Source organism: Pseudoalteromonas sp. ND6B (genome assembly GCF_000764215.1).
Lineage (GTDB): Bacteria > Pseudomonadota > Gammaproteobacteria > Enterobacterales > Alteromonadaceae > Pseudoalteromonas > Pseudoalteromonas tetraodonis.
Genome location: NZ_JQFL01000003.1, coordinates 41,593 through 68,052 on the forward strand (window position 1 = coordinate 41,593; position 26,460 = coordinate 68,052).

Annotated in this window: 19 protein-coding genes and 5 tRNA genes; 14 read left to right on the forward strand and 10 right to left on the reverse strand. The window is 39.5% G+C overall.

Going from position 1 to position 26,460, the window contains the following annotated elements; translation table 11 throughout:
• Positions 1 to 45 precede the first annotated feature (45 nt).
• Both ND6B_RS17510 and ND6B_RS20245 read left to right on the forward strand, forming a co-directional pair.
• Positions 46 to 1,017, forward strand: a complete 972-nt coding sequence (locus ND6B_RS17510) for an aldo/keto reductase (protein ID WP_033102599.1) — start codon at positions 46 to 48, stop codon at positions 1,015 to 1,017.
• 56 nt (positions 1,018 to 1,073) lie between these two features.
• Positions 1,074 to 1,250, forward strand: a complete 177-nt coding sequence (locus ND6B_RS20245) for a hypothetical protein (protein WP_013464132.1) — start codon at positions 1,074 to 1,076, stop codon at positions 1,248 to 1,250.
• 81 nt (positions 1,251 to 1,331) lie between these two features.
• Here the strand turns inward: ND6B_RS20245 and ND6B_RS17505 are convergent, their stop codons facing one another.
• Entirely contained in the window at positions 1,332 to 2,645 is a 1,314-nt protein-coding gene (locus ND6B_RS17505) for a peptidoglycan DD-metalloendopeptidase family protein (protein ID WP_013464133.1), read from the reverse strand.
• 490 nt (positions 2,646 to 3,135) lie between these two features.
• Between ND6B_RS17505 and tyrS the strand changes: the two genes are divergently transcribed.
• On the forward strand, positions 3,136 to 4,335 hold the full coding sequence (tyrS, locus tag ND6B_RS17500) for a tyrosine--tRNA ligase (protein ID WP_028834382.1): 1,200 nt from the start codon (positions 3,136 to 3,138) through the stop codon (positions 4,333 to 4,335).
• A gap of 39 nt (positions 4,336 to 4,374) precedes the next feature.
• Here tyrS and ND6B_RS17495 read toward each other — a convergent pair whose 3' ends face one another.
• The 4 genes from ND6B_RS17495 to folE2 form a co-directional block, all read right to left on the reverse strand.
• Positions 4,375 to 5,337, reverse strand: a complete 963-nt coding sequence (locus tag ND6B_RS17495; protein ID WP_033102600.1) for a cobalamin biosynthesis protein CobD/CbiB — start codon at positions 5,335 to 5,337, stop codon at positions 4,375 to 4,377.
• Positions 5,338 to 6,045, reverse strand: a complete 708-nt coding sequence (gene mtnN / locus ND6B_RS17490) for a 5'-methylthioadenosine/S-adenosylhomocysteine nucleosidase (protein ID WP_016900621.1) — start codon at positions 6,043 to 6,045, stop codon at positions 5,338 to 5,340. It abuts the gene before it with no gap.
• A gap of 109 nt (positions 6,046 to 6,154) precedes the next feature.
• Positions 6,155 to 6,751: a DUF2726 domain-containing protein gene (locus ND6B_RS17485; RefSeq protein WP_013464137.1), complete on the reverse strand. Its 597-nt coding sequence runs from the start codon at positions 6,749 to 6,751 to the stop codon at positions 6,155 to 6,157.
• Between the two features lie 102 nt (positions 6,752 to 6,853).
• Positions 6,854 to 7,774 carry a GTP cyclohydrolase FolE2 gene (gene folE2 / locus ND6B_RS17480; protein ID WP_016900622.1) on the reverse strand — a complete coding sequence of 307 codons (921 nt, stop codon included), beginning with the start codon at positions 7,772 to 7,774 and terminating at the stop codon, positions 6,854 to 6,856.
• Between the two features lie 207 nt (positions 7,775 to 7,981).
• Here folE2 and arcB point away from each other — a divergent pair, with 207 nt between their 5' ends.
• Positions 7,982 to 10,300, forward strand: a complete 2,319-nt coding sequence (gene arcB / locus ND6B_RS17475; protein ID WP_013464139.1) for an aerobic respiration two-component sensor histidine kinase ArcB — start codon at positions 7,982 to 7,984, stop codon at positions 10,298 to 10,300.
• A gap of 7 nt (positions 10,301 to 10,307) precedes the next feature.
• On the opposite strand, the gene arcA is transcribed toward arcB, so the two are convergent.
• The 4 genes from arcA to trmB all read right to left on the reverse strand — a co-directional run bounded on the left by arcA (position 10,308) and on the right by trmB (position 15,059).
• On the reverse strand, positions 10,308 to 11,024 hold the full coding sequence (gene arcA, locus ND6B_RS17470) for a two-component system response regulator ArcA (RefSeq protein ID WP_008110444.1): 717 nt from the start codon (positions 11,022 to 11,024) through the stop codon (positions 10,308 to 10,310).
• A gap of 459 nt (positions 11,025 to 11,483) precedes the next feature.
• On the reverse strand, positions 11,484 to 13,088 hold the full coding sequence (locus ND6B_RS17465) for an ATP-binding protein (RefSeq protein ID WP_033102601.1): 1,605 nt from the start codon (positions 13,086 to 13,088) through the stop codon (positions 11,484 to 11,486).
• 183 nt (positions 13,089 to 13,271) lie between these two features.
• Positions 13,272 to 14,297, reverse strand: coding sequence for a methyltransferase (locus tag ND6B_RS17460; protein ID WP_033102602.1), 1,026 nt, complete (start codon positions 14,295 to 14,297; stop codon positions 13,272 to 13,274).
• Positions 14,298 to 14,333: 36 nt separating this feature from the next.
• On the reverse strand, positions 14,334 to 15,059 hold the full coding sequence (gene trmB / locus ND6B_RS17455) for a tRNA (guanosine(46)-N7)-methyltransferase TrmB (protein ID WP_024601262.1): 726 nt from the start codon (positions 15,057 to 15,059) through the stop codon (positions 14,334 to 14,336).
• 150 nt (positions 15,060 to 15,209) lie between these two features.
• Here trmB and mutY point away from each other — a divergent pair, with 150 nt between their 5' ends.
• Together mutY and ND6B_RS17445 are read left to right on the forward strand one after the other, a co-directional pair.
• Entirely contained in the window at positions 15,210 to 16,271 is a 1,062-nt protein-coding gene (mutY, locus tag ND6B_RS17450; protein ID WP_033102603.1) for an A/G-specific adenine glycosylase, read from the forward strand.
• A gap of 33 nt (positions 16,272 to 16,304) precedes the next feature.
• On the forward strand, positions 16,305 to 16,577 hold the full coding sequence (locus ND6B_RS17445) for an oxidative damage protection protein (RefSeq protein ID WP_013464143.1): 273 nt from the start codon (positions 16,305 to 16,307) through the stop codon (positions 16,575 to 16,577).
• Positions 16,578 to 16,635: 58 nt separating this feature from the next.
• On the opposite strand, the gene ND6B_RS17440 is transcribed toward ND6B_RS17445, so the two are convergent.
• Positions 16,636 to 19,419, reverse strand: a complete 2,784-nt coding sequence (locus ND6B_RS17440) for an ATP-binding protein (RefSeq protein ID WP_033102604.1) — start codon at positions 19,417 to 19,419, stop codon at positions 16,636 to 16,638.
• Between the two features lie 306 nt (positions 19,420 to 19,725).
• On the opposite strand from ND6B_RS17440, the gene ND6B_RS17435 reads away from it, so the two are divergent.
• The 8 genes from ND6B_RS17435 to ND6B_RS17400 all read left to right on the forward strand — a co-directional run bounded on the left by ND6B_RS17435 (position 19,726) and on the right by ND6B_RS17400 (position 26,313).
• Positions 19,726 to 19,801, forward strand: a tRNA-Phe gene (locus tag ND6B_RS17435).
• Positions 19,802 to 19,873: 72 nt separating this feature from the next.
• Positions 19,874 to 19,949: transfer RNA gene (locus tag ND6B_RS17430), tRNA-Thr, on the forward strand.
• A 48-nt stretch (positions 19,950 to 19,997) separates the two neighbouring features.
• Positions 19,998 to 20,073 (forward strand) — tRNA-Phe (locus ND6B_RS17425).
• 59 nt (positions 20,074 to 20,132) lie between these two features.
• Positions 20,133 to 20,208 (forward strand) — tRNA-Thr (locus tag ND6B_RS17420).
• 40 nt (positions 20,209 to 20,248) lie between these two features.
• Positions 20,249 to 20,324, forward strand: a tRNA-Phe gene (locus ND6B_RS17415).
• Positions 20,325 to 20,633: 309 nt separating this feature from the next.
• Positions 20,634 to 22,040, forward strand: coding sequence for a TolC family protein (locus ND6B_RS17410; protein ID WP_033102605.1), 1,407 nt, complete (start codon positions 20,634 to 20,636; stop codon positions 22,038 to 22,040).
• Entirely contained in the window at positions 22,037 to 23,233 is a 1,197-nt protein-coding gene (locus ND6B_RS17405; protein WP_028834372.1) for an efflux RND transporter periplasmic adaptor subunit, read from the forward strand. Before ND6B_RS17410 ends, ND6B_RS17405 begins: the two co-directional genes overlap by 4 nt.
• Positions 23,230 to 26,313, forward strand: a complete 3,084-nt coding sequence (locus ND6B_RS17400) for an efflux RND transporter permease subunit (RefSeq protein WP_033102606.1) — start codon at positions 23,230 to 23,232, stop codon at positions 26,311 to 26,313. Before ND6B_RS17405 ends, ND6B_RS17400 begins: the two co-directional genes overlap by 4 nt.
• Positions 26,314 to 26,460 lie beyond the last annotated feature (147 nt).

Sequence of the window (26,460 nt, forward strand, 5' to 3'; positions counted from 1 at the left end):
TTTGTTTAAAGTAATCACTCTTCATTTTTTTAAAAGGGCTGTCAAATGTTACACACTCCGCTGGCAAAATATTTACCCAAGGTTAGTAAGCTTGTATTTGGTTGTATGGGTTTAGGAGGTGCTTGGAATAAAGACGCCATCAACAGTGGGCACTTAAAGCAAGCTCATTCATGCATAGACGCAGCATTTGAAAGCGGGATTAACTTTTTTGATCACGCTGATATTTATACCTTAGGCAAAGCTGAGCACGTTTTTGGTAAAGCGTTGGCTGAGCGTCCTGAGCTCAGAGAACAAATGTATATTCAGTCTAAGTGTGGTATTCGCTTTGCTGATGAGAAAAACCCGCAGCGTTATGATTTTTCTGCTGATTGGATTGAGCGTTCTGTTGAGGGCTCACTTAAACGATTAAATACCGACTACTTAGATGTGCTTATGTTGCATCGCCCCGATCCATTAATGGAGGTGGAGGAAGTTGCGCAAATATTTAGCTGTTTAAAAGAAAGTGGCAAAGTGCGTCATTTTGCAGTTTCTAATATGTCTCAACATCAAATAAGGTTTTTGCAGCGCGCTTTAGATATGCCAATTGTGGCAAATCAAATAGAGGCCAGTTTACAAAAGCATCAGTGGGTTGATGAGGGCATTTATGTAGGTAATGCCGATGGCAAAGATATTAACTTTACCCCAGGGTGTGTTGAGTATTGTCGTGAGCATGACATTCAAATTCAGAGTTGGGGCAGTTTGTGCCAAGGTTTATACTCAGGCGGTGACCTGTCAAAAGCGTCACAAGCGGATGTAAACACGAGTATTTTAGTTAGTAAGCTTGCCGTTTTATATGGCACAAGTGCAGAAGCTATTGTATTGGCATGGCTACTTCGCCATCCTGCATCGATTCAGCCAATTATAGGCACAACTAATATAGATCGTATTAAGGCATCGAGTGATGCAATTAATATTAATTTAAGTCGAGAGCATTGGTATGAGTTATATATTAGCGCGAAAGGCTGCGCTTTGCCGTAAGTTAATACCCGTTTCAATATTATTTGAACGAATTGGTATAATACAAAGGTGTTGATATGAATATATTTGTCATTTTAATTAGCTTAGTGATTGCTTTGGTGATCATTATTCCTTTGCTAGAAAAGTACCAAAGTAAAATGGGGCTAGAGGGTGCTACCAAATACAGCAAGTATATTTGGCCATTAGTCATGATATCTTTGGTTGTGCAGCTAATTTATGTACTTGTAAATTAAGTTTTAAACTTAAATATCACACACAAAAAAGCCTTTGCGGGTAACCCCAACAAAGGCTTTTTTATTTAATCAGTGAAGTGGTTATCTAAGTGCTAGTTGTAGCTCACGATTACGCTCTAGTTGTGCGATAAAGTTATCAGCAATAGGCTTAAATTTAGCAAGCTCTGAACGAGGTAATGGTTCAGACTTAGGTAGTTTTACGGTTTTAGGGTTACGGTGAACGCCGTTAACCAAAAACTCATAATGTAAATGCGCACCGGTTACACGACCAGTTGAGCCAACAGTACCTATTTTTTCTCCCTGTTTTACCTTTTGCCCTGTTCTGACTAGGCGCTTGTTAAGGTGTAAGTACTTAGTAACATATTGAGTACCATGGCTAATAAATACGTAATTACCATTATATTTGCTATAGCCTGCTTTAATTACTTTACCATTACCCGATGATACAACTGGCGTGCCTGTGCGTGCAGCGTAATCAATGCCGCGATGTGCTTTCACTTGCCCTGTAACAGGGTGTAGGCGGCGAGGGTTAAAGCTTGAACTAATATATTTGAAATTAACAGGCGCACGCAAAAAGGCTTTTTTCATACTACGGCCTTCAGGGGTGTAAAAGTTACCGTCTGTGTGACGAATAGCGGTGTAACGCTCACCTTGGTTTATAAATTCAGCGGCAATAATTTTACCGGTGCCAATAAACTCACCGTCAACAAAATGAGACTCATAAATTAAGCCAAATTCATCACCCTTGCGAATGTCGTTAGCAAAATCGACGTCCCAACCAAATATATCGGCAAAGTTCATGATTTGGCGTTCACTTAAACCTGCTGCAATTGCAGAGGTCCAAAAGCTACTTGAAATTTCCCCACCGGCTGTTTTGCTCAGTGTTTCTATTTCTTTGCTGTCAATTGAGGTGTCGTATTGGCCTTCGTCATTAAGTGTGACGAATAGCGTATCCGTTTTAGAAATAACGTAGCGTAATTGAGCTAATGAACCGTCTTCGGCGGTAGCAAAGCTTAACGTTTCACCTGGGTGAATTTTAGTTAGCTTACGTGTTTCAGCGTTGGTGTTTACAAGTTTATGCAGCGTTTGCGCAGAAAAACCAGCGCGCTTAAAAATAATCGCTAAGTTGTCACCATTTTTAACTTGGTGATCGACAAAATCATATTCTGGAAGTTTTTGTGCTGCCTGCTCTGAATTTAGGTCAGTGAGTTTTTCGTTCTCACCAACTTTAATTTGTAATTCATAGCGCTTACCAATTTCTAGTGTGTTTTCACTATTGTCTTTGGATGCAGTGGCTTTTTCAGAAGGAAGAAAGGCTAAGGCAACAATAGCAGAAACCAAACCTAGAATAAGCATTTTGTGTTTTTTGGGGAGCGTGTTAACCACGTGAACCATAACGTGCCTTTTTCTGCTGTCAAGATAATAAATAGGTTATATTGCAGGATATAACGAATAATCTGTGAATACTAGTATTTTGTAGATTTAAACTCGAGTTAAATTAGGCTAAAATCATAGGGTATTCAGGCTGTTTGTGTTTAAAGTTGAACTGTTACACTATTTTATATTCTTGGATACTTTGCTTTTTCATCATAATGTTAAATTAGCTTATAAAACGGTTTAATTACGAGAAGTGATTAATTTGTAAACTGTTTTTAGTTTGTGATAAACACTTTTGGCGTATTATTAATCGCTCGTTTATATCCCCTTTTAGAACGTACACCCTGCATTTTAGTTGGTGCTGCGATTAGTTAAAAAAGTTGTTCTAATTAGGTGGAAATTTGTTATGTTAGCTAAATAGTTTTATTTGCTTTGTGATAACGCGCTAGCAATAAACCGTGAGCATATTACACCCCTTCGTTGTCAGAATTTTTTGGAGTAACACACAGTGGATTTACAAACCGCTCTAGCAGAGATAAAACGCGGTGCAGAAGAGATATTAATTGAAGATGAGTTGGTTGAAAAATTAAAGTCGGGGAAAAAGCTAAAAATTAAAGCTGGTTTTGATCCTACGGCTCCAGATTTACACCTAGGTCACACTGTACTCATTAATAAAATGAAAACCTTTCAAGATTTAGGTCATGAGGTTATTTTTTTAATTGGTGATTTTACCGGTATGATTGGTGATCCAACGGGCAAAAATGTGACCCGTAAACCACTTACACGTGATGACGTGCTTGCCAACGCCGAAACCTATAAAGAGCAGGTGTTCAAAATTTTAGACCCGGCTAAAACAACCGTCGCTTTTAACTCTACATGGATGGAGAAATTAGGCGCTGCGGGGATGATAAAATTAGCCGCGCGTCAAACTGTGGCGCGTATGCTTGAGCGTGATGATTTTAAAAAGCGCTATGCTGGCGGTCAATCGATTGCGATTCATGAGTTTTTGTATCCACTGGTGCAAGGCTGGGATTCAGTCGCATTAGAGTCAGATGTTGAGCTAGGCGGCACCGATCAGCGTTTTAACCTATTAATGGGTCGTGAGCTGCAAAAAGATGAAGGTCAAAAACCACAAACAGTATTAATGATGCCTTTACTTGAGGGAACTGACGGCGTTCAGAAAATGTCGAAGTCACTCGGTAATTATATTGGTATTACTGATACGCCTTCAGATATGTTCGGTAAAATCATGTCAATTAGTGACGTACTCATGTGGCGTTACTACGATTTGCTAAGTAGCCTTTCTATTGAGCAAATTGCAGCGCAAAAACAGCGTGTAGAGCAGGGCACTAACCCGCGCGATATTAAAATTGAATTAGCTAAAGAGCTAATTGCGCGTTTTCACAGTGAAGCTGATGCGCAAGCTGCTCATGATGACTTCATCCAGCGTTTTCAGAAAAAAGCCTTGCCAGATGAAATCCCTGAGCTGACAGTTAATATTGATGAAGAGTCAATTTTAATCGCTAACTTACTTAAAGAAGCGGGCTTAGTGGCGAGTACCTCAGAGGCCATGCGGATGATCAAACAAGGTGCTGTAAAGCTTAACGGCGAAGACAAAATTACAGATACCAAATTGGAAATTGCAAAAGGCACAACGGCTATTTACCAAGTAGGTAAACGCAAATTTGCAAATATCACCGTAGCTTAAAACTTCGGACATTATAAAAACCAGCTACGGCTGGTTTTTTTATGCGAACTTAAAAACGAGAACAGCCTTAATAATTTCAACGCTAATAATAATCAGAAGCCAAAAAAAGCGAGTTTGGTTAAGTGTATTGAGTAGTTGTGGTACGTCATCGGCGTTGGGAAGACGCTCTACACCGACACGCATTTTATTAAAACGCTGTGTATTATAAATAGCAGGCCCACCAAGTTGAACCCCCAAAGATGCAGAACATACACTAAGTAACCAGCCTGTATTGGTTTGATAGAAGTGTCGGCCATAATGCTTAATATAATGCATGCTTTTTTTACTGGCCTTTAGTGAGGCAATTGTCAGCGCGAGTAAACGTATGGGAATGTACTCAACAATAAAAAGAACCAGTTTAAGCGGCATCAAAAAAGAGCTGTTTGGGGCTATATCACTTCGCCACGCCTGTTGAATTAAAGTGATTAAACGATAGGCGAGAGCGGCGACGGGGCCCAATACTAAAAATATGAAAATTACCACAAAGTAATGACGCGCCGTTCTAAGTATGACACTTTCCATAATGGCTTTAATGATCCCGGGGCTTGAAAGCGCATTAACTTCACGGGCTACTAGTGGCTTTAATAATTCGCGTGCTGTCGATTTTTGATTTTTTTTGACTAGCCTAGCTATGCGTATCGCTTTTTTATTCAGGCTACTGTTTTCTAGGCATAAATATAAAATAAGACCTGATAACAGCTCGGGGTAAAAGGCAAACTGAAGCAGTAAAACTACAATAATAAGCACAGTACTAAGTATAAGCGTACTTGCCATTGAGGCTGCTAAATAATGATATTGCTTGGTGTCTGTTTTTTTATAAATACGCTGGCTTATAGCGCTAAAAATAGCAGAGAGTATGTGGTTAGGGTGATACCAACTTACTAAAGGCAAAAAGCGCTCAGCAAGGAGCGCACAAATAAATACAATAAAGTCCAAATGATTTTGAACAATATTATTGAGCATTTACAGCGTAACCGCCGTTAATTTCTCAAGTAAAGCTACGACCATTTTTGATGAATTTATAGAGGCTGTTTCTAAGTATTCTTCAAATGATTGCGGCGACTCTTTGCCTGCAATATCAGACATTGAGCGAATAACAACAAATGGTGTATTAAGTGCAAAACACGTTTGCGCAATTGATGCACCTTCCATCTCTACTGCTAGCATTGTAGGGAAGTCACTGCGTGCTTTTTCAATACGAACAGGGTCGCACATAAACGAGTCGCCAGTGCAAATTAAACCAACAAGGGTTTTTACTTCACTAATTTGTGCAATTGTTTGCTCGGCTGCTTCTACAAGTTTAGGGTGAGCAGTAAAACCTGCTGGCATTTGTGGTACTTGGCCAATTTCGTAACCAAACGCTGTTACATCAACATCGTGATGACGTACTTCAGATGAAATTACTACATCGCCAACGTTTAGTGATGGGTCGAATCCACCGGCAGAGCCTGTGTTAATAACACAATCTGGATTGAAGTTATCGATAAGTAATGTGGTTGCGATTGTCGAAGCGACTTTACCTATACCTGATTGCACTAAAGTGACGGTATTGCCTGCAAGCTCGCCTGTGTAAAAAGTAAAACCAGCCTTGGTTAAAACTTGTGGATTTTGCATCGCCTCGCGCAAAATTTTAACTTCTGGCTCCATTGCGCCAATAATACCAACATTCATAGTGTTAAATTCCTGAGTTTGAATACGGTGATTATACTGCAAAAAATAACGTGGGGTAAAACAAACAAAAATGCGAGCTTAAAAAGCCCGCACTTTATAAACTTATTGATTATATTTCAGCAAGGGCTGTTGATTGTGCCTTTGCTTGAGAAGGAGACAATACCGCAGGTTTATGAACTCTAGCACGCGTAGGTCGTGAAGGTTTAGATGCCGCTGGCTTACCTAATTTAAACATAATTGCATCGCGTACTTCGCTTGGGCGGTAGCCTGCCTTCACTTTCATACGAATATGTGGAATACCTGCGGCTTCCAATGCGCCATTAACAAACCAGTCGCGCTGTGCTTTGTGGCCATCTTTATTGGCGTTATTAACTAAGTCAACCGCAGCCACTATGGTCATTTTTTCTTTATCTACTAAAACAAAGTCGAGCTGCTTATTTTTTGCTTTAGCCATTGCCGCACGTTTAGATTTAACAGACAGGCCTTGTTTACAGTCAATCACATCGATTAGTTTAACGCGACTAACAATTTTATATTGATCGCCAACAGCGCGCTCTAATAAATTCAGAAACGCCCCTTCTACTTGGGTAAATACACTTTGCTTACGAGTAAAAGGATAAGGGTTTCCGCCGTCATCATTAAATTTTGACGCAACGACAGATGCCCCAACAACTAGCACTAATATTAATAATAAAGCGAATTCCATACGGTAACTCCATAACAACAAATTGACACTGCTTTTCTAAAGCAATTTATGTGCCCAAATAGTTGTTATGGTTGTTTTATTAACGAATGGGGATGAGCACTATTATGCTTTATAGCCGCCTTCAATACCTTTTACGGCAATCGCAACTGCATCATGAGCATGTAAAGACTCATAATGGTTAATTTGCAGGAAGTAATCGCTAAACTCTTTTGACTCTAACGTCGTTTTAATTTTTCGTGCTGCGTCTTCACAAAACATTAAATTTTGACCGTTTAAGCGAGCAAACTCTTGTTCGTCTTCACGTTTTACCGCAGCTTGTACTGGTGTTTTTAGCTCATCTTCTAGTAAGTTTATTAAGTTAACCACATCAAACTGTTCAATGTTATTTGCTAATTTAACTTTAACATTAGCAATTGAACGCTGTGAATGCGGGGTTGCTACAATCCCTTGAGTTGTTCCAAGCCACTCTAAAACTTCTGATTGAGTGAGTGTTTCTTGAGAAAACTTTTCGCTGAATGCGTTTTGAATTAATTGGCGAGCCAGTGCTGCAGAACAGGGGCAAGTTGATGAATAAGTCACATCAACGCTGAGCTCAAAACTAATAACGCCTTGATTTATAGTGCTGGTAAGTACAATGGGATAGCTTTTCCAACCTGCTTTACCACTAAGTAATGACTTACGGCGTAGCGGCAATTCAAATTTAAATTCAATGTGTGCTTTATCACTTAAGCCTTCATGACTGGTGATAAAGGTATCTAAGGCTTGTGCTAAGGTTTGTGGATTGACCTGTTGCTCAGTTGAGAGGTGATCCAACGCTAAAAATAGTCGCGACATATGAATGCCTTTAGCATCTTCTTTGTGTAAATTAACAAAGGCGCGTGCTTTTGCATTAACGGTAACTGGAGCTAAATCAAGAGATTCAAAAATAAAAGGCAGCTCTATATCGCCCATACCTACCCAGTCTAATTTACCTGTTTGTAATGCGGCAGCCGTGTTAGCAATATCTGGCATAGTTTTTTGCATGATACGTTACTCGTTATTTGCAATATTTAAAACGCCGCATTTTACACTAAATAAAGATTTGCTGAAATGCAGCAAATAACACCAAACATGAAATTTTATTGTTTTTGTCGCACAACATGAAAATAGCTGATAGAAAATGCTAAAATTAGCCTTTAACCTTGAAAGGTCAACAGACCCTAAGCATTTAGCTAAGAGAAAAACTGATATATGACTGATTCTTCTTTGAACCCGTGGGTTCGAGTTCTTTCCAGTTCAATAACTCGTTTTGGTGAGTTTAAAACTGCAGCTATTTGCTATGCATTATTACTGACAATATCGCTGGTTTTATCAAGTATGTTTTATTACGTTGCCATAGGCGAAGTAAACTTGGTTGATATACTCGCCGTGGTATTTTTTACCTCGGTTGTTTCTCCTTTAGTTATCAGTATATTATTAAACTCTATTCGGCAACTTGATGCCTCTTATGCTTATTTAGATAGTGCCACAAAACAAGAGAAGCTTTTAAATCAAACCCTCAAAGACAATATTAACCGCTTAAATATTGAAATTGACGAACGTAAAATGGCTTTTCATGCCAAACACCGAGCAATAGAAGAGCTTAGGCGTGAAATTGCAGAGCGTAAAAAAACACAACAAGAACTCGCACAGCAAGGCATGTTACTGCGCTCAATAGTAGACTCCTCGCCGGATTTATTTTATTACCGCGATAACAACGGGGTGTTTGCCGGTTGTAATAAAATGTTTGAAGAGGTAATGGGCAAAACCAGTGGTGAACTTATTGGTAAAGCCGCAGAAGAAATATTCCCAAGCCACTTTTTATCAGAAGTACTCAGAACCGATGAGCAGGTTGAGCGTACGCACCAAGGTTTAACTATAGATGTGGAGTACTCAGTAAACGGTGAAATTAGGTGGTTTGAATTGCGTAAACTTCCCTTTATTAATGAACAAGGGGATTACATTGGTTTACTTGCGTTTGGCCGTGATATTACCAGTCGTAAAGAAGCTGCGCAGGCACTAGAAACAGCTTATAAAGATAAAGGGAAATTTATTGCCACATTAAGCCATGAGTTACGTACACCGCTTAATGGTATTGTGGGCTTAACGCGTATGCTATTGGATACCGAATTAAACAAACAGCAACGCAGTTGGTGTAATACCGTGTTTTCAAGCGCCGAAACGCTAGGTAACATATTTAACGATATCATAGATTTAGATAAAATTGACCGTGAGCAGTTAGATATTGCCGCCAACGAAATTAATGTTTCGGACTTTATCAACGATGTAGTTAACTTTGCAGGCCTTATTGCTGAGCAAAAAGAGCTTTCGTTTGAAGTGAAGCGTTCTGGCATGCTTGACATATATGCTTTGCTTGACCCGACTCGTTTACGCCAAGTGGTGTGGAACTTAATTAATAACGCCGTTAAGTTTACTCAACAAGGGAGCGTAATCTTAGATTGTGCCAGAGAAAACCGTGAAGATGGCCCTTGGCTTATTATTAAAATACTCGATACCGGTGAAGGTATTCCACAAGAGCAACTAACACGCATTTTTGACATGTACTATAAAGCACCAGATCTTAAAGGCACCAATGCCATAGGTTCAGGTATTGGCTTAGCTGTCACCAAAGCGTTAGTAAGCGCAATGAAAGGCACAATAACGGTTAATAGTACCCCAGGAGAGGGCAGCTGCTTTACGGTACAAATTCCGCTGAATTTATGTAGTGCACCTACCGAACATAGTTATGTTGGGCGTAGCTTATATATTTTATTAGTGGAGGATGTGCCACTTAATGCTGAAATTGCTACTAACCTACTAGAGCAACGTGGACACGAAGTGCTGTGGGCTGAAACGGGTGAAGATGCTTTATCGTTTGTCGAAACTGAAGATGACTTAGATTTAGTATTACTTGATATGCAGTTGCCTGATATTAATGGTGACGAAGTGGCAAGACAAATTCGCGCTCAAAGTCATTTTGATCAGCTACCAATAGTGGCATTAACGGCCAATGTTCGCAGTGCTGAAGAAGAGCTTGAGGGTATATCTATTCAAGGCGCACTAGCTAAACCAATAAACACAAGCAAGTTAGATAATATGCTCGCTGAACTCTTTGGCATTAAGCAAGCGCAAACCGAGGCTCCTCAACGAGTGGTCAATCAAGCGTTATTAAATCAAATTAATACTGACTTGTTGGATGTTGAAACCATTGAAGACTTTGTAAATTCGATGGGCGTTGAAGTATTTAAACGCAGTAGCCAGTTGTTCGCAAAGCTAAATCCGCAGTACCAACAAGAGCTATTAGCTTCGTTAAACGCTGCTGATAGAGAAGAGTACAAATCGGTTGCGCACAAATTAAAAGGTGCGGCAGGTTCGGTGGGTCTTAATGATGTTCAGTTGCATGCAAAGCAAATGGAGCATGGGGCGCTGGAGCAAAGTGACGAAGTGTTGGCTGTGTGGCTTGAGGAGTTAACAGATAAAATAAATGAAGGACAACAGGCCCTTCATTTATTTTTACAGCAATTAGAGTAATAACTAATTAGCTGTCGATTTTACCAATGAAACGGTAACCTTCACCATGGATGGTGCTGATTAACTCAGATGTTGAGTTGTCGCTTTCAAAGTGTTTGCGGATACGACGAATTGTTACGTCAACCGTACGGTCGTTAGCGCGAAGCTCTCGGCCAGTCATGTGCTTAATTAGTTGCTCACGGCTAAATATACGACCCGGAGAGTCAAGCATTAAACGCAGTGCTCTGTATTCGCCTTTAGGTAGACGTTTCGCGTCTCCGTTTGGAGAAGTAAGGCAACGACTGTTTTCGTCAAGTTCCCAACCGTTAAAGGTGATCACGCCATTTGTTTCAATAGCAGACTCTTCACCACCTAATGCAGTACGCGTAATTAAGTTACGAGCACGAATAGTTAATTCACGCGGGTTGAAAGGCTTAGTAATATAGTCATCAGCACCAATTTCAAGACCTAAAATACGGTCTACATCGTTGTCACGGCCTGTTAAGAAAATAAGACCAACTTTGCGTTTTTGGCGTAATTCGCGAGCTAAAATAAGCCCGTTTTTACCTGGCAGGTTGATGTCCATAACTACAAGATTGACGTCATCGTTATTTGTAAGCTTATCATGCATATCATCGCCATCAATGGCTTCAATAACTTTGTAACCTTCGGCTTCAAATAAACTAACGAGGTTTAGTCTAGTTACGTCTTCATCCTCTACGATCAGAATGACTGGCGTTTGCATTTTTAATTAACCTTTTTGGAGTGTGTTTTATTTTAAAATCGGTGTGATCATCAAAACCGACTACTAGAATTATAGGATTATATCTAAATGTTAACAAGTAAAAACAAATTAGATAAAAACAGCTGCGCGCCCAAACCTACTTTGACGTATTATTAAAAACCGCGGCTTAATTGATACTTAACGTTGGATGTATAATTTGAATTATAAAGTCGAAGCCATTTCCCTTTAATAATTGATACATCCATCAACCACCTAAAGATACTTAAAATAATCAGACTAATTCAAAACGAAATTATATCACTTTACAATTTTTCATCAATGTATGTGATATGTTAAACACAATTAAGTTCATTAATTGTGTGAAAATACAGCATTAATGATACAACTGTTCAATGAGTGCTGTCTTAGTATGGTCATAAAGTCGTAATTCAAGAGCAGGCAACGGATTTATTTCACTTTTTAAAATAGCGTAATAATAAATCGTGCTCCTGATTGATACTCAGTATCTAACACAATCTCTCCAGCCAAAGCCTGGGTCACTAAGTTGTAAACTAAATGCATGCCTAAACCACTGGCTCCTTGACCGCGTTTTGAAGTAACAAAGGGGTCAAAAATTTTCGCTCTTATGTTGCTCTCTACACCTAGGCCGTTATCGGTGTAGGTAATTTGTGTTTTTGTGTTTGTTGCCACAATATCAATTTGCACTACATTGTCACCGCCAGCTACAAATCCGTGTAGTAGGGAGTTTAAAATTAGTTGATGGAAAACTTGCTGCAGTGGCCCTTTTTTACTTTCAACGGTTAAATCTGCTGGACAATTTATAAGAACTTTAGGATTTTTTATTCTTAATTCTTGCCCCATAGACAATAATGTATCGTTTATGAGCTGCTGTAAGTGAACGGTGCTAGTGATTTCATCATCTTTGATCACGGCCACTTTTTTAAAGTTAGAAATAAGCTCTGCGACACGGTTTAAACTACTGTAGATGAGGTCTAAGTTTTCAATGCCATCGTTAGTAAATTGCTCAAATTGACTGGCAGTCAATGACTTATTTTGAAAGTTAATTTGTAGCTCCGCGAGTTTATCCCTTAGTAAAGTAGAACCGGTGATCCCAAGCCCTATAGGGGTATTTACCTCATGAGCTACACCTGCCACCATTTGCCCTAATGAAGCCATTTTTTTGTTTTCGACAATTTGAGTTTGGTATTGGTGCATCTTTTCAAGTGTAGATAGCAACTCTTTATTTGCTTCTCTGAGCGCGATGGTTCGTTGGCTTACTTTTTCTTCAAGATTTGAGTTTAGTAGCTTAATTTCTTTTTTATCTTCTTCGTGGCGCTCTATTTGTCTTTGTGTTCGCGCCAGCATTACATTTAAGCTGTTAGAAAGCCTGGTTATTTCAGTTAAGTTTGTTAAAGGCGCCCGGGCGTAGTAGTTATGATTTTTAGCTATGTTTTGCAGTAACAAGCTTAAGTTTTCTATGGGGCTGGCTATCCTTTTTTGTAGCCTTAAAATAATCAAAGAGATAAAAATAAGTATTAAAGCGATAATGGCAATGTCAATTATAATTTTTTTAGTGATAAGCTTATTTAAGTTATCCAAGCTGCCCCTAATATACACATAACCCAGTAACTGATCATTATTGAGTATTGGAGTAATGTACTCAATAAACTCATCACCTACTTGGGGTTCTATAAAGTCGTTAATACTGTCTGTTTTGATTGGTACAGGTGGCGATTTTCGGGCATTAAAACTGGTAAAAAATACTGGTTTTCTTGTTTGCTCATCTAGCGCATAAATATGTAAGTTTGTAACCGATGAGACTTGTTGAAGAAGCTTTAACCGCCTTTCTTCTGCAGGTCTATTTTTATTTAGTAATGACGGCATTGCATCAAAGGCAATGATCTCTGACACCAGCACAAGTTTACTAATCAGCTGCTTTTTTTGCTCTTGTGTACTTAAGTAAGTAGAAATAGAAAGAGATAATAGCAAACAGATGGCTGTTATAAGCATGATGGTTTTAAACAATATGCTACGAATGCTATTTTGCTCTACAGTTTTAGGCATTGCGAGAGGGTCATCCGTGTCAATTGTGAATGTAATAAATACTAGTTTAGCAAAAACAGGAAAAAGTGAAGCAAAAAGATTAGCTTAATTACACTATTTATTCTCAGTTAATCTACGTCATAAAGTAAATATGCGGCTAATATACCGCATATTTATGTTTTGATAGGGGATTAATAATAAGTTTTAGCTACTGTATACTGCAAACTTATTATTCTTAAACACCGTTTGATAACTATCAAATTGGGCTTCTAAAATAGGTGGATATTTTAAAAAGCTATTAGCAACAATAGTGAGCTTACCTGTTTTAGTTAGGTGCTGTTTGGCATTATTTAAAAACGATTCGGCCACTGTGTAGTCAGTTGCAATACCGGTATGAAATGGTGGGTTACTAATAATTAAATCAAACTTACCTGCAATGCTGTTTAAACCATCGCTCAGTACGGCTTCACCATTAACGTTATTAAGTTTAAGCGTTTGTGCTGTTGCATAGGCAGCTAGTGCGCTTACATCACTACATGTAAATGTAAGAGCCGGATTTTTTAGCCCTAAAAACGTAGCAATAAGCCCCGCGCCACAACCAAAATCAAGAACTTTACCGTGTTTTATATTTGGTGCATTTTCTAATAGCATTTTAGTGCCTGCATCAAGGCCGCCATGGTTAAACACGCCAGGAATACTTACAGCAGTAAACTCAATATCACTTACGTTTACCATAAACTCTTTGTGGTAAGTACTAATATCAAATGTTGAATTCAGGGTTATTTCTGAAAATGAATATAAAACGCAGTGTTTTGCAGAGTCAATTTTATTACTAAACGCCGTTTTATTGGCGAGTTGCTTTTCAATTGATTTTACACCGCTTTTGTTTTCGCCAACGACTAGCAGCTCAGCTTCTTTACTTATCACTGCGCGTATGTTGTCTAATGCCATTAATAGCTCGGGCTTAGACTTGGGGTAATAAAGAATTACTAAATCATATTCACCGGCGCTAATCGTGTGATTAACTTCTACATTTATGCCCGATATGTTTTTAGCAAATTCACCATTTGCATGGTTATAGCTAAAAGCCGTTATTTTACTTTGTGGGTTGAGCGTTTTTAGCTCATTTAAAAAGCCATCTTGAACAAAGTTGACCACCAATATTGATTTACCTTTTAGCTCCTCGCTGTTGCGAAGTAATAATAGGCTCGGATTGGTTAATACGCTCATAAATGGCTTTACCTTACTTGATTATTTAATTAACGGTTATTTAGTACGTTCGAACATTAAATCCCATACGCCATGGCCTAAACGATGGCCACGTTGTTCAAACTTAGTCAGCGGACGTAAATCAGGACGTGGTACATAGTCGTTAGTCTCTGATTGGTTTTTGTAACCAGGTGCTGCTTGCATTACTTCAAGCATATGCTCTGCATAGTTTTCCCAATCGGTTGCCATATGAAAAACGCCGCCAATTTTTAATTTAGAACGTAGTTTTTCTGCAAACTCAGTTTGTACAATACGGCGCTTATGGTGACGCTTCTTGTGCCATGGATCAGGGAAGAACAATTGTAAGGTCGATAAGCTTTCATCACTTATACAATCTGCAAGGACTTCAACGGCGTCGTGTTCAAATACACGAAGATTAGTAACGCCTGCTTCGTCGGCATCCATTAAACACGCGCCAACGCCTGGGCGATGTACTTCTATACCGATAAAGTTAAGATGTGGTGCGTTTTTTGCCATTTCAACCAATGACTTGCCCATACCAAAGCCAATTTCTAACACTACATCATTGTCATTGCCAAATACTGCGTTTAAATCAAGCAGACCGTTTTTATGCTCAAGCCCCATTGTTGGCCAGCATTTTTCGATTGCAGCGGCTTGGCCTTTGGTTAATCGGCCTTCGCGTTTTACAAAACTACGAATAGTGCGGATATACTTACCTTCTTGCTTAGCTTGCTCAAGGTTGTTGTTACTTGATTCACTCATATTATTGGCCTGACAAAACAATGTGTTTAAAAATGGTTGCGTATTATCCCTGACCCGCGCAGGGTTGACAAGCTCTAGGGCGTTATAGCTTGATCTTTTCAACAACTACAATAGACTGAGCCGCCATTAAGCATTAGTAAAAAAGTAAATATGTTGGATTTAAAAAAGCAGCAGTCTGATTGGTTTTCTAACCAAGTAGTTGATTGGTATCATCTCCATGGGCGCAAAACATTGCCATGGCAATTAGCTAAAACACCTTATAAAGTATGGGTGTCTGAGGTGATGCTGCAGCAAACCCAAGTTGTGACTGTTATTCCCTATTTCGAAAAGTTTATGCAAAGCTTTCCCGATATTATTGCTTTAGCAAATGCTGATGAAGATCAGGTTCTGCATCACTGGACTGGTCTAGGTTACTATGCACGCGCGCGAAACTTGCATAAAACGGCCAAAATAGTGCGAGACAAATATCAAGGCCAGTTTCCCAGCACGCTTGAAGAGGTAATGGATTTACCCGGAATAGGACGCTCCACTGCGGGTGCTGTTTTATCTTTATCTTTGGGGCAGCATCATCCTATTCTTGATGGCAATGTAAAAAGGGTGCTTGCACGATTTTTCATGGTTGAAGGTTGGTATGGCGTCAAAAAGGTAGAAAATCAGCTGTGGCATTTAAGTGAACAACTCACTCCTAAAAATAATGTGACTGAGTTTAATCAAGCTATGATGGATTTAGGGGCAAGCCTTTGTTCACGAAGTCGTTTTGACTGTGAAGCATGCCCGTTAAAAACACAATGTGGTGCTTTTAATGCGGGTAAGGTTAAAGAGTTCCCACATTCTAAACCTAAAAAAGCAGTGCCTAAAAAAAGTTGTCATCAGTTAATTATTAAACATAACGACAAAGTACTCATGGAAAAACGCCCAAGTAGTGGCATTTGGGGGGGATTATTTGGATTTTTTGAATTTAATGAGCACAGTGAGCTCGATATTTTTTTAGCACAGCAAGGGCTAAAAAGTGAGCTTGAGATATTAGCGCCTTTTAGCCATGTGTTCTCACATTTTGAGCTAACCATAAACCCACATGTGCTCAATGTTCAGCAAATCCCTGATGTGGTGAACGACAAGCAATTAATATGGTATCCACTTGATCAATCAATAGAGGTGGGTTTAGCTGCACCGACTAAAAAGTTGGTTAAACAAATGAGCCCAATAGGTTAAACTAGCAGCATTTAGCGTTAGAGAGAATAAATCATGGCACGTACTGTATTTTGTCAAAAGTTACAAAAAGAAGCTGAAGGCCTTGGATTTCAACTTTATCCTGGGGAAATTGGCGAAAAGATTTTTAATAATATATCTAAAGAAGCATGGGGACAGTGGCAGCATAAACAAACGATGCTGATCAACGAAAAGCATTTAAATATGATGGACCCAGAACATCGTACCTTTTTAGAAGAGCAAATGGTTGGCTTTTTATTTGAAGGAAAAGAGGTTGAGATTGAAGGCTATAAGCCAGTAGAAAAATAATCGTTAAAAAAGGGCTATAAAAGCCCTTTTTTGTTGTGCATACCTATGAACAGTTTAGTTAAATCAAGTCATCTTGTTGATCGTGGTTTCTAATTTGTTCTTTTAAAAATTGTGCTGCTCTTGAATATTCAATTTCGAGCTCATCTCTCATCTCAATTAACTCATCGGCATTTATTTCATCAGCCTTACACTTATCCTCAAATGACTGCGCTAAATCAGCCACAATATTAGCCCCCACTGTTTTTGATATAGATTTCAATTGATGGCAGGCAGCTATAATTTCACTTTGACTCTTTTGTAGTACCGCAAAGTTGATTGATTTAATTTGTTCTTGGCTTTGCTCTAAATACATTTTAAAGAAGCGAATTTTTTTAGCATCATCGCCATTTATATATTTGTTGGCAGACTCCATGTTAATAGGCATGGCTGGCTTTTCAGCTGAACTAATTTGTTTTGGCTGTTTATTATCTAAATCGCTCCATTGATTTAATATGTCCTCAAGCGCATTTAACTCAATCGGTTTAGTTATAAAGTCATTAATTCCCACAGCTAAACAGCGTTCTCTTTCGCCTTTTAAGGCATTGGCTGTTACAGCAATAATATAAGGTTGGGCGTCGATTGCTTCTAACAGTGCTGCTTCTTCTCTAATCTTTTCAACCATATCGTAGCCAGACATTTTCGGCATATGTAAATCGGTTAGGATGAGCGAATAGCTGTTTTTACGCCACATCTCTATGCCTTCCTCACCATTATTCGCTACTTCCACACTATACCCTAGTATGTGTAACTGCTCGGTAAGTACCTCTTGGTTTAGTAAGTTATCTTCTACCAATAAAACAAGCCTATTCGCAGCGAGTGCTTCTTCTGAATTTAAGTAATGATTCATGCTTTTAGCTTTTTTTATTTGCTTAGGTTTATGTAAGCCTGCCGCAACCAAAATTGAAAGCATAAAGTTAGATTTGCACAGTGGTGAAGCATTAATATAAAAAATATTTTTATGATTAATAACGGCTTCATCTAGCTTACTTAATACCACCATTTGCTGATTATTATCTTCTAGTGAGTAAAGTAAACTTCTTAGCAAGGTGCTAATGCTACTCATGTCGTCAATACCATCAACAACCCAAATAATATCCTTTGTGTCTTGATGATTTTCTATGTCCTTTTGCTCATGGGCATAGGTTATTTTGGCCCCCATAAATGACAAGTAACGATAAATTACCTTGCCGCGTTCAGCATTATCACTAACAACAACAACATGTTTGCCATTGAGTGTATTTTTATGAGCAAATTCAGTTTTACCTGCCGTTGAAAAAGGCAGTTCAACGGTAAATTCACTACCAATCCCTTCATGGCTTGTAACATTTATTGTACCAAGCATTAGCTCGGTTAAGCTTTTACAAATTGAAAGCCCAAGTCCTGTACCGCCAAATTCTCGGGTAATTGAACTTTCAGCTTGAGTAAACGGGCTGAATATTTTCCTTAATTGAGACTGAGTCATTCCTTTACCATTATCACTTACGCAAAAACGTAGCGTAAAATGATCGGCAGTGTTATGTGCAACTTCTACCGATATTTTCACTCTACCTTGGGTAGAGCCGTTAGTGCTGGTAAATTTAATGGCATTGCTACATAAGTTATAAAGTACTTGGCGAACCCTGACTGAGTCGCCCATAAGGTTATTAGGAATATCGGGTGCAATTGATAAATCGAGTTCTAGGTGACGATTTTTTGCAACTGACGATAACACCTTTGCGACTTCTTCTAGTGTATCTGCAACAGAGAAGGGAGTCGGGTCTATATTGAGCTTTCCTGCTTCAATTTTAGAAAAATCCAAAATATCATCTAAGATACTGAGTAACGAGAATGCAGATTCACGAATAATTGTACTTAAACGTTGCTGTGCACCATCAAGCTCTGTTTGACGAAGTAAATCAATGGTACCGATTACGCCATTCATTGGTGTTCTTATTTCATGACTCATAGTGGCTAAAAAGGTGGTTTTAGTTTCACTGGCTTTTAGCGCTTTTTGCGTTTGTTTTTCTAACTCAAAGGTTCTGCTTTGTACTTCTGTTTCAAGGCTTGTTTGTAATTTTTTTAATTCTTTTTTCGCCGCTTGATCGTCAGCTTGAACCTTACTCACCTTTTTGAGTAACAAATTAACTTGTTGAGCTACCGTTTCTAAACCACCCTCTAGTTGCTCATTTAGGGTGCTTTGATAGTTATCATTTTGCGTAATTTCTTTTAGTTCTTGAGTAAGTGAATCAGTATTTTTATGTAATCGCTTGTTAATGTACTTATTCAACATGAGTGCTAATACAAACAGCACTACCAGTGCAGCAAAGGCAACAAAATAGGCATTTAGTGGTGAGTGTTGATTTGATGGTGTAACTGAGGACTGTGTTTGCTCAATAATAAGCTCTCCAATTACCTGTCCCTCTGATGAGATCAAATGATGAAGAGTATTTTGTTCTTTAATATGTTTATTAACAGCTAAAGGCGCAATTGCTTTACTGTTATTACTATAAACTAACTCGGCTTGATTATTGGCATTAAAACGGTGGAGCGTATATTTATAATCATCATTGAGTAAGGTGGTTATATCGAGTAATTGTGTGACCTTGTCTTGCCCGTATATTGTTAATGCTTCTGCTAAAGGCTGATCAAGACGTTCAGCAAGTTTTGTTAACGATAAAGTAGAGGTTGGAGCAGATGCATTGTTATCAGCATTGCCTTGTGAATAAAGCGCAAAGGCGACTACAAATAATGCGGTTATTATAAGGTTACTAACTAAGAATAAAGGTAGTAGGCCTTTTATTGCTGAAGAGGGCTTGCTCTGCATGAGTTTTCCTGTGGTCTTATTATTAAAACGGTAAGCCTGTACCGAAAGTTATTATTCAATCGTAACACCTAAAAAAAATAATTCACTACGTTTTTTAAACTCTTTTGTTGGATAAATACACTGTATTAACGAAAATAGCCTCGAGTTGTTTGAAAACCGTTCAAACGATTATAAAGAATAAAAAAAAAGTTGACTTGTAGGGGCAAAACTCGTTTAATACGCCGCACGCCCAGATAGCCAGTCAGTAGAGCTAGCTGGGAATTGCATTAAAAATCCGTTAAGATTTTTAATTAGCACTGTTTAAGTGCCTCGATAGCTCAGTTGGTAGAGCAGAGGATTGAAAATCCTCGTGTCCCTGGTTCGATTCCGGGTCGAGGCACCATTATTAAAGTAATAGTGTTTCAAATCATAAGATTAAACGTTATTACACGTGCCTTAGCACACAGTTTAGTGTGCCGACTTAGCTCAGCTGGTAGAGCAACTGACTTGTAATCAGTAGGTCAACCGTTCGACTCGGTTAGTCGGCACCATTTATAAAAGTGAAATTGCTAAAAGCAGTTCACTAGCACTGTTTAAGTGCCTCGATAGCTCAGTTGGTAGAGCAGAGGATTGAAAATCCTCGTGTCCCTGGTTCGATTCCGGGTCGAGGCACCATTTACTAAAAGTTATCAATCTTTAAAATTGATAAAGTGCCTTAGCACACAGTTTAGTGTGCCGACTTAGCTCAGCTGGTAGAGCAACTGACTTGTAATCAGTAGGTCAACCGTTCGACTCGGTTAGTCGGCACCATTTATTTAAATAGTTAATTTAACTATTGCACTGTTTAAGTGCCTCGATAGCTCAGTTGGTAGAGCAGAGGATTGAAAATCCTCGTGTCCCTGGTTCGATTCCGGGTCGAGGCACCATTTATACAAAGCCTCGCATATGCGGGGCTTTTTTGTTTCTAAGTTTTTTCTATCCTGCTCTATTTTTCCAGCACGTCATAAACAGTAAGTCCCTCTGTCCTTTTCGTACCGCTTTGAGAACTTTATTCAGCTTTTTTGGCTAAAAATTAGGTTGTTTATTAATTTGTGATCAATATGTTAATACTTGGCGTATCTACGGCACTTATAATTTCATCGCAAAGTATGTAATGTTATGTAAAGTCAATTGAGCAAAGTTTGCTAAAGTGCTTGAATAACATTCATAAATAGCATTAATCAGGTTTAAACATAATGTGGCAATATAAGCCATCTTTATTGGCAATAAGTATTATGCTGCTAAGTGGTTGTGCGAGTAACTTAAACCCGCAACTACGTGAGCAAGCACCGAATACACTCCCAGATCAGTGGCAACAAACAGCTGTTGAATCAGTAGTTGCTGTCAACGACACATGGTTTAATAAACTTGCTTCACCAACAGTAAAGCAGCTAGTTACTCAAGCGCTAAAAAACAATCAGCAACTATTGCAAAACCGTTTTGATGTAGAAATACAAAAACAGCAATTAATTGTCACCGGTGCCGCTTTATGGCCCAGTTTAGATATTTCAACGCGAGTAGGACGGAGCAAAGATAATCGTCCGGTTAGTTATAATAACTCAAGCTCTGTATCGTTAGAGTTAGGCTATGAAATTGATTTATGGGGTAAACTCTCTGATGCAAAGCGCAGAGACAACCTCAACTACCTTGCTCAGCAAGCTCGCTATGAGCAAACTAAACAACAGCTTATTGCAGATGTTATAACAAATTGGTTTAACTTAATCAGTGCAGAGCAATTACTTGATTTGTTTAAGCGCAGAGAAGCTAACGCCCAGCAAAACCTTGAGATTATTGAGTCGGGTTATCGCCAAGGTTTAAATGAAGCGTTAGATGTTTATTTAGCTCGCAATGAGTTAAACAATGAACGCTCCCGTATAGCAACCCAAAAAGCAAATTTGACTCAAGCTGCACGTAGTCTTGAGCGTTTATTGGGGGAGTATCCAAAAGGATTGATAGCAGCGAATAACGACCTATCTGTAATTAATGACGACATTCCTCTTGGTTTACCGTCGGAGCTTATTACTCGCAAACCTGCGTTGCGTGCTAGTTGGTATCAGTTATTAGCCAGCGACGCTTCGCTTGCGTATGCGCATAAACAGCGTTTTCCGAGTTTAAATTTAGCGGCAGGTTTAAGCGATAGCACTAACAGGGTAAGCGACTTATTTTCTGCTTCAAGTCTTGCGTGGTCACTTATTGGTAGCATTTCAGCGCCTATTTTTGACGCTGGGCGACTCGCTGCGAACGAGGAAATAGCCAGTTTACAAACGCAAAAGCAAGAGCAAGCCTATCTGCAATCTTTATATGATGCATTTGGTGATGTTGAAAATGCTATTACCCAACAACAATCTTTAAAGGCACGCTACCAAAGCACCTTGCAGGCACAAGAAAATGCCTTAGCAGCAGAGCAATTATCGTTTGAACAATATCAAAGTGGTTTAGTGAGCTACACCACCGTATTAGATGCACAAGCACGCTCGTTTGATGCACAAAGTTCACTGATTGAAATTAAAAACCAATTACTCACAAATCGCATTAAATTACATGTTGCTCTTGGGGGCGACTTTGCAAAATCAAGATCCGCACAGGATGAGCAAGCACTATGAAACTCAACAAACAAAAAATAATTGTTCCCGCTGCTATCATTATAGCGACCATTTTTTTGGTAATGTTTATTAAAGGAAACCCGCCTAAAGCATCACGTTTTTCAGCACCGCCAAAAGCAAAAATTAATGTAGCGGTAAAACCATTGCAGTTAATTGACTACCCCGTTGAAATTGATAGCTTTGGCACGGTTAAACCACGAACTCAAAGTATGTTGGTGGCTCAGGTTTCTGGGCTGATTATTGATATAAATGAGCAGTTCCGCGAAGGCGGCTTTTTTGAAAAAGGCGATGTGTTACTTCAGTTAGATGATCGCGATTTAAAAGCAGAAGTTAAATCAGCACAAGCTAATTTGCTCAATGCCGAGCAAAACTTATTAGAAGAGCAAGCGCGAGGCCGACAAGCGCTTACTGATTGGCAACGTTTAGGCAATGAGTCTGAACCGAGTATTTTAGTACTTAGAAAGCCACAGCTAGCTGCAGCGCAAGCACAGGTTTTGTCAGCACAAGCACAATTGGAAAAAGCGCAACTAAATCTTGAACGTACTAAAATTAAAGCCCCTTATGCTGGGCGAGTATTAAACCGCAGCGTTGACTTAGGTCAGGTGGTATCTAACAATATGCAGTTGGCGACAATTTATGCAACCGACAGTGTTGAAATACGCTTACCGATAAAGAATAAAGATCTGCCTTTTATTAATTTACCTGAGCAATATCGAGATGGTGCTAAAAATCAGCGTGGCTCAGCGGTTAATTTCACTTCAGATTTAATTGGCGAGCAACAATGGCAAGGCCAACTTATTCGTACTGAGGGCGCAATAGATGAAAGTGCTCAGCAATTGTATGTGGTGGCTAAAATTAATGACCCTTATAAATCAACCAGTGATAATCAATACCCAGTGAAAATAGGGCAATACGTTAAAGCTAAAATTAATGGCAAAGTCGCCTCTCAGGTACTCGTTATTCCCAATAGTGCGATATATCAAGGCAGTTATGTTTATGTGGTTGAAAATGGCACACTACAGCGTAAAAATATTGCTTTAGCGTGGCAAAATGCGCTGCAAGGCATTGTGAGTAAAGGTCTTGAAGCGGGTAGTCAATTAGTGCTGACGCCACTGGGTCAAGTGAGTTCAGGTACGCCAGTGCAGATAATGGATGCGACTCCTAAAGCACAAAAACCAGGAGAGCAGCCATGATCGCTTGGTTTACACGTAACCATGTGGCTGCCAACTTACTGCTAATTAGTATTGTGTTGGGCGGCCTATTCAGCCTGTCTTCTAAGTTACCGCTAGAGGTGTTTCCCTCGTTTGTTTCTGATCGTATAAATATTAGTGTAAGTTTACGTGGTTCAACCCCAGAAGATGCTGAAAAAGGGGTCACCATACGAATAGAAGAAGCATTACAAGATCTCGAAGGTATTAAACAAATATCGAGCCGCTCTTCTGAGGGGTCATCACAAGTGAGCGTTGAGGTTGATACTGGCTATGACGAGCGTGAATTGTTAGCGGATATAAAGAGCCGTGTCGATGCCATTAATACCTTTCCAGCCGATGCAGAAAAACCAGTAATAGGGTTAATCCAGCGTAAGCGTGAAGTAATAGCAGTCACTGTTTCAAGTGACTATAACGAAAAAGAAACCCTAGAATATGCAGAGCAAGTCCGTGATGAATTACTGCGTATTCCGGCGATTACCCAAGTTGAACTTAGTGGCGTACGTAATTATGAGCTGGCAATCGAAGTAAGCCAAGATACGCTGCGCCAATACGATTTAACCTTGGCGCAAATATCCAGTGCCATTGCCAATTCAAGTTCTGATATTTCAGCAGGAAACCTTAAAACAGAGGGCGGCGATGTACTTATTCGCTCTAAAGGGCAAGCTTACCGCAAAGATGAATTTGCAAGCATTGTGATAAAAAATCAAGCCGATGGCACTATTATTCGCTTAAGTGATATTGCAACCATTAATGATGATTTTGAAGAAACCCCTGTGCGCACCCGCTTTAATGGCAAACAAGCCGCATTTATCGATGTGTACCGCATTGGTCCGCAAAGTGCGATAGAAGTGGCCGATGCAGTTAAAAACTATATTACCAGTGAGCAAGCTAATTTACCGCAAGGGTTTTATTTAAGCTATTGGGATGATGACTCTGAGGTAGTAAAAAGCCGTATTGCTACCCTAACTAGCAATGCTTTACAGGGCGGTATTTTGGTACTGGGGTTACTGACTTTATTTTTAAGACCTGCCATCGCGTTTTGGGTATTTATTGGTATTCCGGTTTCATTTATGGGCGCGTTTATGGCAATGGCCGCCTTTGGCGTGACCATAAATGTGATCAGCTTATTTGGTTTTATATTGGTGCTAGGGATTGTGGTGGACGATGCTATTGTTACCGGTGAAAACGTGTATACCCATTTAAAAACCGCCAAATCGGGCGAAGAGGCTGCTATAAAAGGAACTCAAGAAGTAGCCACGCCAGTTACATTTGGCGTGTTAACCACCGTGGCCGCTTTTTTACCGTTAGGTTTTATAGAAGGCGCGCGAGGCGCTATTTTTGCGCAAATTCCGGTGGTGGTTATTCCGGTATTATTGTTTTCATTGATTGAATCTAAATTTGTGCTGCCAGCGCATTTAAAATATATCAAACTGCGCCAGCAAAAAGGCAAAGGTTCTAAATTAGAGCAACTCCAACAACGTTTTGCAGATGGTTTTGAGCATGCCATTTTAAAATATTACCAACCCGTATTAGGGCTAGCGCTACGCAACAAACTGGCCACAGTCAGTTTATTTATGGGCGTGTTTTTAATTATTTTAACCATGATCACCAGTGGTTGGACTAAGTTTATTTTCTTCCCACGTATTCCCAGTGAAACAGTTCGGGTTAATTTAACTTTTCCTGCGGGAACACCGTTTGAAGTCACGAATAAATACATTATTGATATGTCAGATAAAGCCAGAGAGCTTCAGCGTAAGTATCAAGATGAAGAAACAGGGCAAAGTATTATCCTTAATATTCTAGCGAGCACTGGCGGGCGAGGCGGTGCGGCTAATTCGGGTAGTGTGCGCTTTGAAATCACCCCAGCAGAACAACGAGAGTCTGATATTGGTTCGCGTGAGTTGGTAAAAGAGTGGCGGCAATTAATAGGGGTGATCCCAGGGGCTGAAAGTCTCACATTTAGAGCAGAAATAGGTAGAAGCTCAAACCCAATTGATATTCAATTATCGGGTAATTCCATAACCACACTGCAAACAGTGGCTGAGCAAATTAAACAACGATTGGCCACTTATCCAAGCGTGTTTGATATTGCCGATAGCATGTCTGATGGTAAAGAAGAGCTACAAATAGAGCTAACAGAGCAAGGGCTTGCACTTGGATTAAATAGAGTTGATGTATCAAGACAAGTGCGTAACTCGTTTTTTGGTGTACAAGTACAGCGCATTCAACGCGGGCGTGATGATGTGCGCGTTATGGTGCGCTTACCTATAGATGAAAGGCGCTCAGTTGCTGATTTAAAAGATATATTAATACAAACACCTAATGGTGGGCGAGTGCCGCTGTCACACGTGGCCACTTTAGTACCGGGTCAAAGCCCATCAACCATTACCCGTATTGATCGTTACCGTACTCTTAATGTGTCGGCGGATGTAGAAAAAACCGATACCAATATGACCGTGCTTCAAGCTGATTTAAAAACCTACTTAGATGAACTTGTGCAACAATACCCAGGTGTAAGCCATTCATTAGAAGGTGAAGCCAAAGAGCAGCGCGAATCGTTTGGTTCATTATTGTGGGGAATGGTATTTGTATTTTTTGTAATTTATGGATTGCTCGCAATTCCCTTTAAATCGTACTTACAGCCACTGGTGGTGATGAGCATTATTCCTTTTGGCATGATTGGCGCAGTAATTGGCCATTGGATCATGGCTATGGAGCTTACCATTATGAGTTTGCTGGGAATGCTCGCGTTAATTGGGGTCGTGGTGAACGACTCGTTAGTATTGGTTGATTTTATTAATAAAAAGCGCAGTGAAGGGCTCGATTTAATGGAAGCTGTTAAAACCGCCGGCGTAGCGCGTTTTCGCCCGGTTATGCTAACTAGTTTAACCACCTTTATAGGCTTAATGCCGCTGCTGTTTGAAAAGGCGACTCAGGCGCAGTTTTTAATTCCTATGGCAGTAAGCCTAGGTTTTGGGATTATATTTGCGACCTTTATAACCTTATTACTCGTTCCGGTTAACTATATGCTGATGGAGCGCTTTCAAGGCTGGTTTAAGTAAGTGCAGACTACATAGATAAGTAGAAGTTTCAGGCACTAAGTTTCAGGTACTAGTAAGTAAAGCATCGGACTGTAAAAAATTCAGTTCGGTGTTTTTTATAATAACTAGGTGATTAATAAAATAAGGATATAAAAGTAATTGCTGGGG